Origin of the sequence: Micromonospora zhanjiangensis, assembly GCF_042650605.1 — a bacterium.
GTDB classification, from domain to species: Bacteria; Actinomycetota; Actinomycetes; order Mycobacteriales; family Micromonosporaceae; genus Micromonospora_J; species Micromonospora_J zhanjiangensis.
Genome location: NZ_JBHSBN010000013.1, coordinates 108814 through 123702, shown reverse-complemented (window position 1 = coordinate 123702; position 14889 = coordinate 108814). Strand labels below are relative to the sequence as shown.

The following is a 14889-nucleotide window of genomic DNA, read 5'->3' as shown; positions in this document are numbered from 1 at the left end:
AGGGGACCTGTGGCACGGCGGAGCGGGCGGCGGCCCGGCAACCCGGACACCCGGGAGGCGATCCTGGCCGCGGCCCGCGACGCGTTCGCGGAGAAGGGTTTCGACGGCGCGTCGATCCGGGCCATCGCCGGCGCGGCCGGGGTGGACCCGGCGCTGGTGCACCACTACTTCGGCACCAAGGACCAGCTCTTCCTGGCCGCGATGAACTCGCCGATCGATCCCGGCGCCATCCTGCCCGGCCTGCTCACCGGCGGTCGTGACGGGTTCGGCGAGCGGCTGGTCCGGACCTTCCTGACCGTGTGGGACTCGCCGGCCGGGGGGACGGCCGTCGCGCTGGTGCGGTCCGGGGTGAGCAGCGACTGGGGCGCCCGGCTGCTGCGCGAGTTCCTGGTCACCCAGATCCTCCGCCGGGCGCTGGCCGGGCTGGACCTCGACCCGGCCGAGGCGCCGCTGCGCGGGTCGCTGGTCGCCTCCCAGATGGCCGGGATGGCGATCATGCGCTACATCATCAAGCTGGAGCCGCTGGCGTCCGCGCCCGCGGAGGTGGTGGTCGCCACGCTGGGCCCGACCATCCAGCGCTACGTCACCGGTGACCTGACCGACGCGGTCCGGCTGCTCGGTGCGACCGGCACGGGACCGGCGACCGACCGCGCCACCGGGCCGACCGACTGATCGGGCCGGCCGCCATCCCGGTCGGCCGACCGGGCGCGGTGGACGTCGTGGCCGGTTCCCCTCGGGTCGGCGGGTTCCTGGCCGTCGGCTCGGCGGACCACCCGGCCCGCGCCCGGGCCAGCGCCGACTCGATGCCGCCCGCAGACCCGCGTCGGGGCGGACGAGCCCGAGTTCGTGGTTACGCTCCGTCGACCACCGTCGGTCCGACCGGCGGGAACGCGGTCGCGGCCAGACGCGCCGCCTCGGCCAACCATTCCCCCCGCACGGATGCGGTGCTGCCGGCCAGCGGCCCGAACAGCCGGCGGTGCACGGCCTCGGGCGGCACACCGCAGAAGTCCAGAACGCACCGGCGCCACACCGCGTCCAACGGGTCGCCGAAGACGACCCGCTCCCGCTCGGGCGGCGTGTCGCCGGTGTTCAGGACCAGGGCACCGCGCAGCCGCAACAGGCCCGTCGGCACGCCCGCGGCGTCGGGCAGCTCGTAGGCCACGCCCGGCACGACGACCCGGTCCAGCCAACCCGCCAGGATCGCGGGTGGCTTGCCCCACCAGTTCGGATGCACCACGGCGAGACCGTCGGCGGCGACCAGGCCGGCGCGGTGCGCCCGGACGAGGTCGTCCGCCCCGCGCACCGGTTCGAAGCCCTCGGCGTCGAGATCGTGCACGGTGACGACGTGACCCGCGGCCTCGGCGGTGGACCGGACCCGGTCCGCGAGGGCGTGGCAGAAGCTGCCGGGTCGGGGGTGGGCGAGTACGACCATGATCCGCACCGGTCGATGGTAGGTCAGCCGGTGCGCACCGCGCGGCCCCGGCCTAGCGGGTCTGCTCCAGCCAGGAGGCGTACAGCAGGCCGTAGATCGACTCCGGGTCGCGGACCAGTTCGTCGTGCGGGCCGCGCTGCACCACCCGACCCCGGTCCACCACGATCACCTCGTCGGCCGCCTGCGCGGTGGACAGCCGGTGCGCGATGGCGACCGTGGTCCGGCCCCGGGTCACCGCGTCCAGGGTGCGCTGCAGGCGTACCTCGGTGGCCGGGTCCACCGCGCTGGTCGCCTCGTCCAACACCAGCAGATCCGGGTCCGCCACGTACGCCCGGGCCAGGGCGACGAGTTGCCGCTCGCCGACGCTGAGCGCCTCGCCGCGCTCGCCGACCGGGGTACGCAGTCCGGCCGGCAGGCCGGCCACCCAGTCGGCCAGGCCGAGCTCGGAGAAGGCCAGTTCGAGGTCGGCGTCGTCGAGGTCCGGACGGGCGAACCGGACGTTGTCCGCCACCGTCGCGTCGAACAGGAAGCCGTCCTGCGGCACCATCACCACCCGGGACCGCAGCGAGTCGAACCGCACCCGGTCCAGCGGTACGCCGGACAGCCGTACCGACCCGGCGGTGGGATCCATCAGCCGGGTGAGCAGCTTCGCGAAGGTGGTCTTTCCGCTGCCGGTCTCGCCGACCACGGCGACCCGGGTCTTGGCCGGGATCTCCAGCGACACGTCGGACAGCACCACCGGACCGTCCGGGTAGGCGAAGCTCACCTCGTCGAAGCGGACGTCGAGCGGGCCGGGCGGCAGGGCCACCCCGTGCTCGGCCGGGTCCGCCACGTCCGGCGCCAGGTCCAGTACGTCGAGCACCCGACGCCAGCCGGCGATGGCGTTCTGCGCCTCGTTGAGCACCTCAGTGGCGATCTGCACCGGCTGGATGAAGAGCGTGACCAGGAACAGGAACGCGGTGAGCTGCCCGATGCTCAGCCCGCCGTCGACGCCGAGCCGGACGCCGAGCAGCACCACGGCGGCCAGCGCCAGGCCGGCCGCCAGTTCACCCACCGAGGAGCCGAAGATGCTGATCCGGATGGCCTTCTGCTGGGCCTCCCGCTGCGCCTCGATGGTCCGGTCCAGCCGGCCCGCGGTCCGACCGGAGATCCCGTACGCCCGGATCACCGGCGCCCCGACGACGCTCTCCCCGATCGCCCCCAGCATGGCGCCCATCCGCTGCCGGACCAGCCCGTACGCCCCGGCGAGCCGACGCTGCAGCAGCCGGATGACCAGCACCGCGGGCAGGAAGGTCACGAACACCACCAGGGTGAGCTGCCACGAGTAGGCCGCCATCACCAGCGTGGTGACCGTCAGCTGGCCGAGGTTGACCAGCAGGATCACGCCGCCCCACTGGAGGAACTGGGTGATCTGGTCGACGTCGCTGGTCACCCGGGACACCAGCGAGCCGCGCCGCTCGGACTGCTGGTGCAGCATCGACAGGTCGTGCACGTGCCGGAACGCCCGGGTCCGCACCCCGGCCAGGGCCGTCTCGCTCACCGTGAACAGCCGGCGCATCATCAGGTAACCGCAGGCCGTGGTGATCACGAGCACGCCGGCGGTGAGCGCCACGATCGCGCCGACCACGCCGAGGTCCGGCCCGTCGGACGCGCGCAGCCCCTGGTCGATCCCGCGCTGCACCGCCACCGGTACGGCCACCCGGCCCACCATCGAGATCAGCGCGAGCACCAGCGTGCCGGCCAGCCCGGTCCGCAACTCCGGGGACAGCGCCAGCCCTCGGCGCAGGGTCTGCCAGGTGCCCTCGGTCCGCTCCGCCGTCGCCGCCGTCAGCGGCTCACCTTCGTTCGCGACTGCGGGGCTCCGCTGCGCTGCACTCCTCGCGCTCACTGGAGCTCACCTTCGTTCGCGACTGCGGGGCTCCGCTGCGCTGCACTCCTCGCGCTCACTGGACCGCCACCTCCGCTTCCTCCTCGTGCCGCCGGTCCCGTTCGGCCTCGGCCTTCTCGTAGGCGGTGACCAGGTCGGCGTAGCCGGGCGTGGTCGCCAGCAGCGTCTGGTGGGTGCCCCGGGCGATCACCCGGCCCTGCTCGACGTAGACCACCTCGTCGGCGAGCGCGATGGTGGCCCGGCGGTAGGCGACCACCAGGATCGACGCGGCGGGGCCGGTCGGGCCGCCGTCCGGCGTGACGGCGTCCGGGCCGCCGTCCCGGCCACCGCGCAGGGCGGCCAGGATGGCCGCCTCGACCCGGGGGTCGACGGCGCTGGTGGCGTCGTCCAGCACCAGCAGCCGGGGCCGGCCGGCGAGCGCCCGGGCCAGGGTGAGCCGTTGCCGCTGGCCGCCGGAGAGCGACGTGCCGCGCTCGCCCACCATGGTGTCCAATCCGTCCGGCAGTGCCTCGACGAAGCCGGCCGCCTCGGCCAGCCGCAGCGCGGCCCAGACGTCCCGGTCGGTGATCCCCGGCCGGTCCAGGGTGATGTTGGCCCGGACGGTGTCGTCGAAGACGAACGGGACCTGGGCCACCAGCGCGATGTTGCCGGCCAGCGAGCCGGCGGTCAGCGACCGCAGGTCGATCCCGTCGAGGGCGATCGTGCCGTGGTCCGGGTCGACCAGCCGGGCGGTGAGCGAGGCGATGGTGGACTTGCCCGACCCGGTCGGGCCGACCAGCGCCACGGTACGACCGGCCGGCACCCGGAACGACACGTCCCGCAGCACCGGTACGGCCTCATCGGCGGCGGAGGGGTAGCCGAAGGTGACCCCGTCGAGGACCAGTTCGGCCGGTCCGCGTCGGTCCGGGTCCAGCGCGGTGTCCCCGTACGGCATCTCGCCGGTGGCGGTCAGCACGTCCTGCAACCGGTCCCAACCGGCCACGCTGCGGGGCAGCTCGGCCAGCACCCAGCCGACCGCCCGGACCGGGAAGGCCAACACGGTGAACAGGAAGGCGACGCTGACCAGTTCGGTGATCGTGATGGCGCCCTCGCGCAACCGGACCGCGCCGACGACCAGGACGGCCAGGGTGCCGATGCTGGGCAGGGTCTCCAGCATCGGGTCGAAGAGGCCGCGCAGCCGGCCGACCGAGATCAACGCGTCCCGCAGTTCGGCGGCCCGCGCCGCGAACCGGGCGGTCTCCTGCGCCTCCCGGCCCATCGTCTTGACCACCAGGGCGCCGTCGAAGCTCTCGTGCGCGATCGCGCTGACCTCGGCCCGCATCCGCTGGGCCCGGGCCTGGCGGGGCGCCATCCGGCGGGAGTAGACCACGTTCAGCGCGAACAGCGCCGGGAAGATGGTCAGGCCGACCAGGGCGAAGACCCAGTCGGTGGCCAGCAGCGAGCCGATCGCGGCGACCAGCATCACCAGGGTGCCGACCGCGAACGGCAGCGGCGCGATCGGGAACCAGGCGGCCTCGACGTCGGAGTTGGCGTTGGACAGCAGGGTGCCGGTGGCGTGCCGGTGGTGCCAGGACAGCGGCAGTTCCAGGTAGCGGCGGGTGACCCGGCGCCGGTAGGCGGCCTGCAGGCGGTACTGCATGTAACCGGCGCCGAGCCGGCGGCCGACGATGCCGACCACCCGCAGCACGCTGACCGCCAGCAGCGCGGCGGCGGCGAGCGCGACCAGTCCGGTGTCGGCCCGGCCGCGGGCGAACGCGGGGACCACCACCTTGCCGACCACGGCACCCACCACGTACGCGTTGGCGATGATCAACAAACCGAACAGCACGCTGCCGGCGACCGCCACGGTGAAGATGCGCGGTTCCTCGCGGATCGCCCGGCCGAGCACGCGGATTCCCCTGCCGAGCACGTCCCGGCTAGTCTTTGTCGCCACACTCTCCCCCGCAGTAAGCCGTACCCGTCAATCTAACCCTTACCCACGACGGTCTGGCCGGGTGTGGCCGTCGGCCGACGTGTCCGCCCTCACAGTCGCCGTCGCCGCGGGCGGGCGCCGGCCACGATCCGGTCCGTCGGGATCGGCCGGCGGACCCGCGGCCCGGATCGGATCGGATCTACCATCTGGACATGCCGCGGTATGCCCAGCTGGAACGCCGGACCCTCGCCGAGTTGCTGCTCGCGGTCGGGCCGGACGCCCCGACCATCAACGAGGGCTGGACCGCGCGGGACCTGGCCGCGCACCTGGTGGTGCGCGAACGCCGACCGGACGCGGCCGCCGGGATCCTGCTGGGGCCGCTGCGCGGGCACGCCGACCGGGTCCAGGCGACGGTGGCGGCCCAGCCCTTCCCCCAACTGGTCGACCAGGTACGGCGGGCACCGTGGTGGAGCCCGGTGAGCAACCCGCTGGTCGACGAACTCACCAACCTGCTGGAGTTCTTCGTCCACCACGAGGACCTGCGGCGGGCCCAGCCGAACTGGCGCCCCCGGACGCTGTCCGCGGAACTGGACGCCGCGCTGTGGAAGCGGCTGCCGATCGTCGCCCGGCTGAACCTGCGCCGCTTCCCGGCCGCCGTCCTGGTCCAGGCCCCAGGGCACGGCGAGGTCTCCACCGGCGCCGGCGGGGACCGGCTCCGGCTGGTCGGCGGGCCCGGTGAACTCGTGATGTTCCTGTTCGGCCGGCAGCGCGTGGCCCGGGTGCAGCTCGACGGTCCGCCGGCGACCGCCGAACGGTTGCGGACCACCCGGTTCGGGGTCTGACGACCCGCCGCTCATCCCGGGCACCCTGAGTCGTGACAGTTGTCACCGCTCGGTTGGCCGTACGCTTCTTCGCATTCCCGCGGGTGTCCCGAGGCTGCCGCGGAGTGCGACGCCGCCCGGAGGAGTTCGGTGTCCACTCCGGCCGGTGTTCCGGCGCGCCGCGACCGTCCTCGCCGGACGACCGTGCGACAGGAGGAGACATGCGGTCCTTCGCCGTTGCGGCACTGCACGGACCACCCTTTCCCAGCAAAGTCAACCGCCACACCACGGAGGTCGGTGACCGGTCCGCCGGCTGGGCGGCCGAACTCGGCCTGGTGTCCACCTCGGACGCCGCCGACCGGCTGGCCCGGGCCAACGCCGGGGAACTCGCCGGGCGGGCCTGCCCGGACGCCGATCCGGGACCGCTCGGCCTGCTCGCCGACCTGATCACCTGGCTGTTCGCCTTCGACGACAGTTGCGACGACGACGGGCTGGGCGCCGACCCCCGCCGGCTGGCGCCGGTGGTGGCCCGGCTGCTGGAGGTGCTCGACCTGTCCGGCGCCGGGACCGTGCCGCCGCCGGTCGCCGGCGGACCGCTCGGCGTCGCGCTGCACGACCTGTGCCGACGGGTACGCCGGCAGAACCACCCGCCGTCGCTGCTGCGCTTCGTCGGTGACCTGCGGGAGTATCTGCTGGCCCTGCTGTGGGAGGCGGCGAACCGGGAACACCACCGGGTCCCGGCGGTCGCCGAGTACATCCGGATGCGCCGGCACACCGGCGCGGTGCACCCGAGCTTCACGCTGACCGACCTCGCACACGGCGCCCTGCCGGGGGCGGAACTGCTCGCCGACCCGGCACTGTCCCGAATGGACCGGCTGGCCGCCGACCTGGTCTGCTGGTGCAACGACGTCTTCTCGTACGACAAGGAACGCCGGCTGGGAGAGGACGGGCACAACCTCGCCGTCACCATCGCGCTGGAGACCGGCCAGGACGAGGAGGCGGCGCTGACCGACGCGGCGAACCGGTTCAACGCCGGCCTCGACACCTACCTCGGCCTGGAGCGGGAACTGCTCACCGACGCGGCGCCGGCGGTGCGGCGGTTCGCCGACGCCCGACGCTGCTGGATCCGCGGCACCTACGACTGGTCGCTCCGGGCGAGCCGCTACTACTGAACCCGGTCAGTCGTGTCGGTCCCAGGTGATGTCGGGCCGGCCGGTCCGGCAGCGGACGTCCACCTCGATCCGGCCACCGTCCCCGGCGAACTCGACCCGGGCGTGGTCGTCCGGTTCGGCGTCCTGCCGCCGTACGCCGAAGCCCTGGGCCGGCGCGACGGTGACCAGCCGGACGGTCGGGCCGACGCACTCGGCGATCACCGTACCGCCGGGGGTGGCCGCCACCGCCCGACGACCGACGGCGGACGGCGTGGGTGCGGCGGTGGCGGTCGGCGTGGTGGGTGCGGTGGCGGTGGGCGTGGGGCCGGTCGGGGTCGCGGCGGCCAGGTCGCGGGCCACCCGGTCGGCGTCCACCACCTCGGCGCCCGGGCCGGCGGTGATGCCGTCGCCGATCACCCGGACCGCGGCCAGGCCGGCGCCGGTGGCCGCCGCGGCGGCCACGAACCACCCGACGACGACGAGCACGGTACGACGGTGCATCCCGTGACTATGCCCGGTGCCCGGTTAAGGCGGGCACCGGGTGATCCTAAGGCCGGGTTAACGTGAGCGGCCGGACCGGCCGGGGGACGGTAGCGTTCCGATGTGCCCCGCCTGCTGCTGATCGAGGACGACCCGGCGATCCGTACCCCGCTGCTGCGGGCCCTGCGCGAACGGGGACACGCGGTCGCCGCCGCGTCCACCGCCATGGCCGGACTGCAGGCGGTGCTGGACGACCGGCCCGACCTGGTGGTGCTCGACCTGGGCCTGCCGGACCGGGACGGCCTGGAACTGCTCCGGATGGTCCGCGCGGTGAGCCACGTCCCGGTCATCGTCGCCACCGCCCGGGACGACGACCGGGACGTGGTGCGCGGCCTGGACGCCGGCGCGGACGACTACGTGGTCAAGCCGTTCACCGCCGCGCAGCTCGACGCGCGGATCCGGGCGGTGCTGCGGCGCGGCCCGGGACGGCCGGAGGCACCGGTGACGCTGGTCGTCGACGAGCTGCGGATCGACCCGGCCGGCCGGCGGGCGACGCTGGCCGGTCGGCCGCTGGAACTCACCCCGCGCGAGTTCGACCTGCTGCACTACCTGGCCTGCCGGCCGGGGCAGGTGGTCACCAAGCGGGAACTGTTGACCGAGGTGTGGCAGGTGCCGTACGGCGGGGCGGACAAGACGGTCGACGTGCACCTGTCCTGGTTGCGCCGCAAGCTCGGCGAGACCGCCCGGGAACCGCGCTACCTGCACACCGTGCGCGGCGTCGGGGTACGCCTGGGCGCCCTGCCGTGAGGCGCCGGCTGACCCTGCTGGTGGCGGCCACCACGTGCCTGGTGCTGCTGGCCTTCCTGGTGCCGCTGGCGGTGCTGCTGCGCGGGGTGGCCCGGGACCGGGCCCTGGTGGCCGCCACCACCGAGGCGCAGGGCGTCGTCGCCGTGGTGGGCACCGCCGACCGGGCCGCCCTGCGGCTGACCGTCGAGCAGGTGACGGCCACCGGCCGGTCGATGACGGTGTACCTGCCGGACGGGACGGTGCTCGGCACGCCCGCGGCGCGTACCCCGGCGGTCGAGCTGGCCGCCCGGGCCGGCCGGAGCCTGACCGTCACCGGTCCGGACGGGAACGAGATCGTGGTGGCGGTGACCGGCCGGCCCGAGGGTACGGCGGTGATCCGGACCGTCGTGTCCCGCGCCGAACTGACCCGCGGAGTGGACCGGTCCTGGCTGGTGCTGGGCACGCTCGGGGTGGCCCTGTTGCTGGTCGGCCTGCTGGTCGCCGACCGGCTGGCCGGCTCGCTGACCGCGCCGATCAGTGAGCTGTCGGCGGTGTCGCACCGGCTGGCCCGGGCCGACCTGACCGCCCGCGCCCGGCCGACCGGACCGCCGGAACTGCGCGAGGTGGCCGGCGCGCTGAACCACCTCGCCGGCCGGATCCAGGAGCTGCTGCAGGACGAACGCGAACAGCTGGCCGACCTGTCGCACCGGCTGCGTACCCCGCTGACCTCGCTGCGGCTGGAGGCCGAGTCGCTGGCCGATCCGGCCGAGGCGGCCCGGGTGGGTGCCGCCGTGGACGGGCTGGAACGCGCGGTCACCGGGCTGATCCGGCAGGCCCGGTGGCGACGGGACCCGGACGCCGACACCGCCTGCGACGCCGCCGCCGTGGTCGGCGAGCGGGTGGCGTTCTGGTCGGTGCTGGCCGAGGACACCGGGCGGGAGGTCGACCTGGACCTGGCCGACGGTCCGTTGCCGGTCCGGGTGCCCGCCGACGAACTGGCGGCCGTGGTGGACGCGCTGCTCGGCAACGTCTTCGCGCACACCCCGGACGGCACCGCCGTCGCGGTCACCCTGCGCGCCGGGCCGGCCGGCGGCGCGGTGCTGGTGGTGGCCGACGAGGGCCCCGGCCTGCCGGCGGAGCGGGTGCGGCGCGGGGCGTCCTCGGCCGGGTCGACCGGGCTCGGGCTGGACATCGCCCGCCGGGCCGCCCGGACCAGCGGCGGGCGGCTCGACCTGGCCGCCGGGGCGGTACGCGGGCTGCGGGTGACCCTGGAACTCGGCCCGCCGCGCACCTTTACCTCTCCTTAGGGTCGGCGCAGCGCGCCGCTATCCGGGATCAAGCGAACCTTGGGGCATCGACGAGCACAGGAGGTTCCCGATGACCCGCAAGACTCTCGTCCTGATCACCGGCGGCGTGATCGCGGCCGCGATCACCGGCACGGCGCTGGGTGCCGGCGCCGCCGAGGTGGACGCCGGGCGGTCCCGGCCGATCGTCCCGGCCACACCGGCTCCGGCCGCCGACCCGGCGGTCCGGCCGGCCGCCCGTTCGACGACCGGCCCCGAGGACAACCCGGCCCGGGTCGGTTCGGACGACCGGTCCGTAGCCGGTTCGCCCGGGCGACCGACCACCGGCGGACCGTCGGCCGCCGCCGGCGCGGCCGGGCGGGACCGGGCGGTGGAGATCGCGCTGGCCCGCACCGGTGGCGGCAGCGTGGTCAAGGTGGAGGCCGAGACCGAGCACGGTCGGGCGGTGTGGAGCGTGCGGATCGCCCGGTCCGGCGGCCGGGACCGGGTGGACGTGGACGCCACGACCGGCCAGGTCGTCCGGTACGAACGGACCGGCGACCGCTGACCGCTTCCAGGTGATTTCCGGCGAGGCGACCGACCGGTGCCGGCAAGGCCCGGGGGCCGGCGGCAGGTGCCGCCGGCCCCCGGGTGCGCAGCGGTCAGTTGACGACGAACAGCAGCCGGTTCGCCGAGCCGCTACCGGGGCTGGTGACCTTGCCGGTGGTGGCGTTGTTGACCAGGTAGTCGCGGACCTGTTGGGGGGTGAAGGACGGGTTGGCGCCCAGCACCAGCGCCGAGGCGCCCGCCACGTGCGGCGAGGCCATCGACGTACCGCTGATGGTGTTGGTCGCGGTGTTGCTGGAGTACCAGGCGGAGGTGATCGACGTGCCCGGGGCGAAGATGTCCAGGCAGGTCCCGTAGTTCGAGTACGACGCGCGGGCATCGGTGCTGGTGGTCGCGCCCACCGTGATCGCCGACGGGGTACGCGCCGGCGACGAGTTGCACGCGTTGGCGTTGGAGTTGCCCGCCGCCAGCGCGTAGGTGACGCCGGAGGAGATCGAGTTGGCCACCGCGTTGTCCAGCGTCGTGCTGGCGCCGCCGCCCAGGCTCATGTTCGCCACGGCCGGCTTGACGGCGTTGGCGGTGACCCAGTTGACGCCCGCGACCACGCCCGAGGTGCTGCCGCTGCCGGAGCAGTCGAGCACCCGGACGCCGACCAGCCGGACCGCCTTGGCCACCCCGTACGAGGTGCCGCCGACCGTGCCGGCGACGTGCGTGCCGTGGCCGTTGCAGTCGTCGGCCGAACCGCCGTCGACCGCGTCGTATCCACTGCTGGCCCTACCGCCGAAGTCGTTGTGGGAGAACCGGATGCCGGTGTCGATGATGTAGGCCCGCACGTTGGCGGCCGTGTTCGGATAGGTGTAGGACCGGTTCAGCGGCAGGTCCCGCTGGTCGATCCGGTCCAGGCCCCAGGACGGGGGGTTCGCCTGGGTGGCGCTGATCGACATCACCTGGTCCTGCTCGACGTAGGCGACCGCCGGGTTGGCCGCCAGCCGGCGGGCCTGGCCGGCGGTCAGCTTCGCCGCGAAGCCGTTCAGCGCGGCGCCGTAGACCCGGGTGACGCTGCCGCCGTAGCGGGCCGTCAGGTCGGTGGCCCGGGCCGGTACGGCGGTGGCCGCCCGCGCCGTACCGGCCCGGGCGCCGACCGCGCCGTCGGTGAGCGCGACGATGTAGCTGCCGGCGATCGCGGCCGGGCTGTCCGCGTACCGGATCTGGCCGGTCGGTTCGGCGGCGACCGCCGGGCCGGTGGTCGCCGCCGCGCCGGTCACCACCGCGGCGAGAACGCCCACCACCAGTCGGGCGTTCCGCCGTACGTCGGGAAGTGTCATTTTCCGCTCCTCCCTGATCCCGCACCCGCGTGCGTAATCGAAGGAAGTCTATTGAGAGTTGCCGGGCGCCTCCAGATCCCTGCCGGCTCATACCACCGGCGGTGACCGGCCGGTCCACCTGGCATCCGACCCGGGCACGGGCGGGACTGGCCGTTCCCGGTCGACAGGCACTACTCTTCGGTAACCGCAGATCTACGTGACGTCTGTCACGTCTTCACCCCCGGAGGCGGCTCCAGCGATGGCTCTCGATATTCCCTACCGCTCTATCCCGGACATGTTCCTCAAACGCGTGGCGGCCACTCCCGACCGCGACGCCTTCGCCCACCCCGCCCCGGACGACTCCGGCCCGGTCTGGCTGACCTGGGCAGGGTTCGCCGAGCGGGCCAAGGCGGTCGCCGCGGGACTGCATGAACTCGGCGTCGGGCACGAGGACCCGGTGGCCATCCTGGCCAACACCCGGGTCGAGTGGATCATCGCGGACCTGGGGGTGATGTGCGCCGGCGGGGCCACCACCACCGTCTACCCCACCACCGAGCCGCGGGACGCGGTCTTCATCGTCGCCGACTCCGGGTCCAAGGTGCTGATCGCCGAGAACGCCGAGCAGGCGGCGAAGATCGCCGGGGCGGATCTGCCGGCCCTGACCCACGTGGTGCTCCTCGACGGTACGGCCGACCCGGCGGCCAGCCCGCCGCAGCTCACCCTCGCCGAGTTGGAGGACCGCGGCGCCCGGAAGCTGGCCGGCGAGCCGGACCTGATCGAGCGGATCGTCGCGGAGATCGAGCCGGAACACCTGGCCACCCTGATCTACACCTCCGGCACCACCGGCCGGCCGAAGGGCGTGGAGCTGCTGCACGCCGGCTGGTGCTGGGAGGGTGTCGCGCAGACCGAGGGCGACCTGCTGCGCCCCGACGACCTGCAGTACCTCTGGCTACCGCTGTCCCACTCGTTCGGCAAGACGCTGATCTGCGGCGTGATCCACTCCGGCCTGCCGACCTACGTCGACGGCCGGATCGACAGGCTGGTCGACCTGCTCGGCGTGATCCGGCCGACGGTGATGTGCGGCGCGCCGCGGATCTTCGAGAAGGTCTACAACCGCGCGGTGACCACCGCGCAGGCCGAGGGCGGGGCCAAGGCGAAGATCTTCGCCTGGGCGGTCCGCACCGGCCGGGAGAAGGTGGCCCTGGAACAGGCCGGTCGGCCGGTGCCCGCCGGCCTGCGGATGCGGTACCGGGTGGCCGAGAAGCTGGTGTTCAGCAAGCTGCAGGCCCGGCTCGGCGGCCGGATGCGGGTGATGGTGTCCGGCGCCGCGGCGTTGAGCAAGGAGATCAGCGGCTTCTTCGCCGCCGCCAACCTGCCGATCTGCGAGGGCTACGGGTTGACCGAGACCAGCGCCGGCAACTTCGTCAACCGACCGGGCGCCGTCCGGATCGGCACCGTCGGGGAGCGGCTCGGCGACCTGGAGTGCCGGATCGATTCCGACGGCGAGATCCTGGTCCGCGGCCGGCCGGTGATGCGGGGCTACCACAACCTGCCCGAGGAGACCGCCGCCGCGTTCACCGAGGACGGCTTCCTGCGGACCGGGGACATCGGCGAACTCGACGCCGACGGCTACCTGCGGATCACCGACCGGAAGAAGGACCTGGTCAAGACCTCCGGCGGCAAGTTCATCGCGCCGTCACACGTCGAGGGGCTGTTCAAGGCGCTGTGCCCGTACACGTCGCAGGCGGTGGTGATCGGCCAGTCCCGCAACTACTGCACCATGCTGGTCACCCTGGACCCGGACGCGATCAGGGCGTGGGCGGCGGGCGGCGAGCTGGCCGACCGGTCGTACGCCGAGATCGTCACCTCGCCGCAGGCGCGGGAGATGGTCGAGGGGTACGTCGCGAAGCTCAACGGGCAGCTCAACCGCTGGGAGACGATCAAGAAGGTGACCATCCTGCCGCGGGACCTGACCATCGAGGACGGCGAGATGACCCCGTCCCTGAAGATCAAACGCCGGAGTGTCGAGACCAACTTCGCCACCGAGATCGAGGGCATGTACTCCGGCACGCTGGCCGAGATCTGAGGGTTGCGACGGGCCGGCCGGGCGGGTGGGGACACACCCGCGCCGGCCGGTCCCGCCGCAGATCGGGCACGACGGCGCCCGACCGGACGGTGACCGCTCCGCTACGACCTGGCCAGGGCGGACGCCGCCGCAATCGGATAAGCGCCGGGGTGCTTCAACCCGTTACGGCTTGGGTAATGGCTGACCACAGCGGGAGAAACCAGCCGTAGGTCCGGGGCGAGCGGCGAGGGGGCGAAGGGTGATGGTGGCCAGGGTGATTGCCCACGTGGAGACAGGGGCACTGGTCATCGGCATGACCGGGCGGTGGACCGTCACCCAGGCGCACCTGCTGCGCCGGGCGTTCGCCCGGTGCGCGGCCCAGCACCCGCCGTACGTGATCGTCGACTGTGCCCGGACCCCACCGTCGGGTGTGCTGCCGGCCCTGCTGCCGGCGCTGGTGGTGTACCGCGGCGCCCGCCGGCCGGACACCGGGGTGCTGGTCGTCGCGCCGACGTCGGTCCTGGAAACCCTGCTGCGACGGGTCCCGGTGACCCGGCTCCGGCACTACCCCCGGCTGGCGGACGCGCTGCGCGACCTGAAGCCGCACCACGTGCCGGACAACGTGCGCCGGGTGCACACCCGGCTGGCCCCCACCCCGGAGGCGGCGGCCGCGGCCCGCCGGCTGCTGCGCGAGAGCTGCCGGACGTGGGGCATCGAGGACGCCCTGGACGACGGCCAGTTGGTCATCTCCGAACTCGTCGCGAACGCCGTGGAACACGCCCGGACCGATCTCGACGTCACCATCTCGCACCATCGGCGGAAGCTGCGGATCGCGGTGGCCGACCGGTCCCCCGCCGCCCCGGATCTGGCGCGGCGGCTGTCGGCCGCCCGGCTGGACCGTGGCGCGCTCTCCGTCCGCGGCCGCGGGCTGGCCCTGGTGGCCCGCTCGGCGAGCGGCTACGGCGTGATCGACGGTCACGGCGGCAAGCTGGTCTGGGCGACGGTGACCATCCCCGGCGAGCGCCGCGGGCGCCTGCCCGACCTGAAGGTCATCCGTCAGCTGCGGCCGTCGGCCTGGCTGCGTCGGGTCCGGGTGGCCCGCCGACCGGCCCCGGCCCGCCGTCCCGGACCTGTCTACCGGCCCCGCCCGGCGTGACCCGGCCCGGGGACGGTTTTTCGGCGTCCGCCGACCGGGACGAC

At 74.1% G+C, this 14889-nt stretch carries 12 protein-coding genes and 1 pseudogene; 8 read left to right on the top strand and 5 right to left on the bottom strand.

The features are described from left to right. Positions 1-9 precede the first annotated feature (9 nt). Complete coding sequence (locus ACFOX0_RS19600) at positions 10-672, top strand: TetR/AcrR family transcriptional regulator (RefSeq protein WP_377547924.1); 663 nt, start codon at positions 10-12, stop codon at positions 670-672. Positions 673-850: 178 nt separating this feature from the next. Here ACFOX0_RS19600 and ACFOX0_RS19595 read toward each other — a convergent pair whose 3' ends face one another. The 3 genes from ACFOX0_RS19595 to ACFOX0_RS19585 all read right to left on the bottom strand — a co-directional run bounded on the left by ACFOX0_RS19595 (position 851) and on the right by ACFOX0_RS19585 (position 5253). After that, positions 851-1432, bottom strand: coding sequence for an NAD(P)H-dependent oxidoreductase (locus ACFOX0_RS19595; RefSeq protein WP_377548060.1), 582 nt, complete (start codon positions 1430-1432; stop codon positions 851-853). Between the two features lie 52 nt (positions 1433-1484). Further along, entirely contained in the window at positions 1485-3263 is a 1779-nt protein-coding gene (locus ACFOX0_RS19590) for an ABC transporter ATP-binding protein (RefSeq protein WP_377548058.1), read from the bottom strand. 112 nt (positions 3264-3375) lie between these two features. Next, positions 3376-5253: an ABC transporter ATP-binding protein gene (locus ACFOX0_RS19585; RefSeq protein ID WP_377547922.1), complete on the bottom strand. Its 1878-nt coding sequence runs from the start codon at positions 5251-5253 to the stop codon at positions 3376-3378. Between the two features lie 191 nt (positions 5254-5444). On the opposite strand from ACFOX0_RS19585, the gene ACFOX0_RS19580 reads away from it, so the two are divergent. Next, positions 5445-6074: a TIGR03085 family metal-binding protein gene (locus ACFOX0_RS19580; RefSeq protein WP_377547919.1), complete on the top strand. Its 630-nt coding sequence runs from the start codon at positions 5445-5447 to the stop codon at positions 6072-6074. 200 nt (positions 6075-6274) lie between these two features. Beyond that, on the top strand, positions 6275-7225 hold the full coding sequence (locus ACFOX0_RS19575; RefSeq protein WP_377547917.1) for a terpene synthase family protein: 951 nt from the start codon (positions 6275-6277) through the stop codon (positions 7223-7225). 6 nt (positions 7226-7231) lie between these two features. Here ACFOX0_RS19575 and ACFOX0_RS19570 read toward each other — a convergent pair whose 3' ends face one another. Then, complete coding sequence (locus ACFOX0_RS19570; protein WP_377547915.1) at positions 7232-7705, bottom strand: septum formation initiator; 474 nt, start codon at positions 7703-7705, stop codon at positions 7232-7234. Positions 7706-7807: 102 nt separating this feature from the next. On the opposite strand from ACFOX0_RS19570, the gene ACFOX0_RS19565 reads away from it, so the two are divergent. The 3 genes from ACFOX0_RS19565 (at position 7808) to ACFOX0_RS19555 (ending at position 10321) form a co-directional block, all read left to right on the top strand. Beyond that, positions 7808-8491 carry a response regulator transcription factor gene (locus tag ACFOX0_RS19565; RefSeq protein WP_377547912.1) on the top strand — a complete coding sequence of 228 codons (684 nt, stop codon included), beginning with the start codon at positions 7808-7810 and terminating at the stop codon, positions 8489-8491. After that, complete coding sequence (locus ACFOX0_RS19560) at positions 8488-9777, top strand: sensor histidine kinase (protein WP_377547910.1); 1290 nt, start codon at positions 8488-8490, stop codon at positions 9775-9777. Before ACFOX0_RS19565 ends, ACFOX0_RS19560 begins: the two co-directional genes overlap by 4 nt. A gap of 70 nt (positions 9778-9847) precedes the next feature. Next, the gene (locus tag ACFOX0_RS19555) at positions 9848-10321 is read left to right on the top strand and encodes a PepSY domain-containing protein (protein ID WP_377547908.1); all 474 of its coding nucleotides are present in this window, start codon (positions 9848-9850) and stop codon (positions 10319-10321) included. A gap of 103 nt (positions 10322-10424) precedes the next feature. Here ACFOX0_RS19555 and ACFOX0_RS19550 read toward each other — a convergent pair. Beyond that, positions 10425-11645 (bottom strand): annotated as a pseudogene (locus ACFOX0_RS19550) (S8 family peptidase); the annotation flags it as partial. 238 nt (positions 11646-11883) lie between these two features. Between ACFOX0_RS19550 and ACFOX0_RS19545 the strand changes: the two are divergent. Further along, positions 11884-13710 (top strand): AMP-dependent synthetase/ligase, encoded by a 1827-nt coding sequence (locus ACFOX0_RS19545; RefSeq protein WP_377547906.1) that lies wholly within the window; start codon positions 11884-11886, stop codon positions 13708-13710. Positions 13711-13975: 265 nt separating this feature from the next. Next, complete coding sequence (locus tag ACFOX0_RS19540) at positions 13976-14845, top strand: ATP-binding protein (protein WP_377547903.1); 870 nt, start codon at positions 13976-13978, stop codon at positions 14843-14845. Positions 14846-14889: the final 44 nt, after the last annotated feature.

What these genes read in the sequence shown, in the direction of transcription:
- ACFOX0_RS19595 (WP_377548060.1), bottom strand. Translation starts at nt 1,432, where the DNA reads ATGGTCGTACTCGCCCACCCCCGACCCGGCAGCTTCTGCCACGCCCTC.
- ACFOX0_RS19580 (WP_377547919.1), top strand. Translation starts at nt 5,445, where the DNA reads ATGCCGCGGTATGCCCAGCTGGAACGCCGGACCCTCGCCGAGTTGCTG.
- ACFOX0_RS19575 (WP_377547917.1), top strand. Translation starts at nt 6,275, where the DNA reads ATGCGGTCCTTCGCCGTTGCGGCACTGCACGGACCACCCTTTCCCAGC.
- ACFOX0_RS19570 (WP_377547915.1), bottom strand. Translation starts at nt 7,705, where the DNA reads ATGCACCGTCGTACCGTGCTCGTCGTCGTCGGGTGGTTCGTGGCCGCC.
- ACFOX0_RS19555 (WP_377547908.1), top strand. Translation starts at nt 9,848, where the DNA reads ATGACCCGCAAGACTCTCGTCCTGATCACCGGCGGCGTGATCGCGGCC.
- ACFOX0_RS19545 (WP_377547906.1), top strand. Translation starts at nt 11,884, where the DNA reads ATGGCTCTCGATATTCCCTACCGCTCTATCCCGGACATGTTCCTCAAA.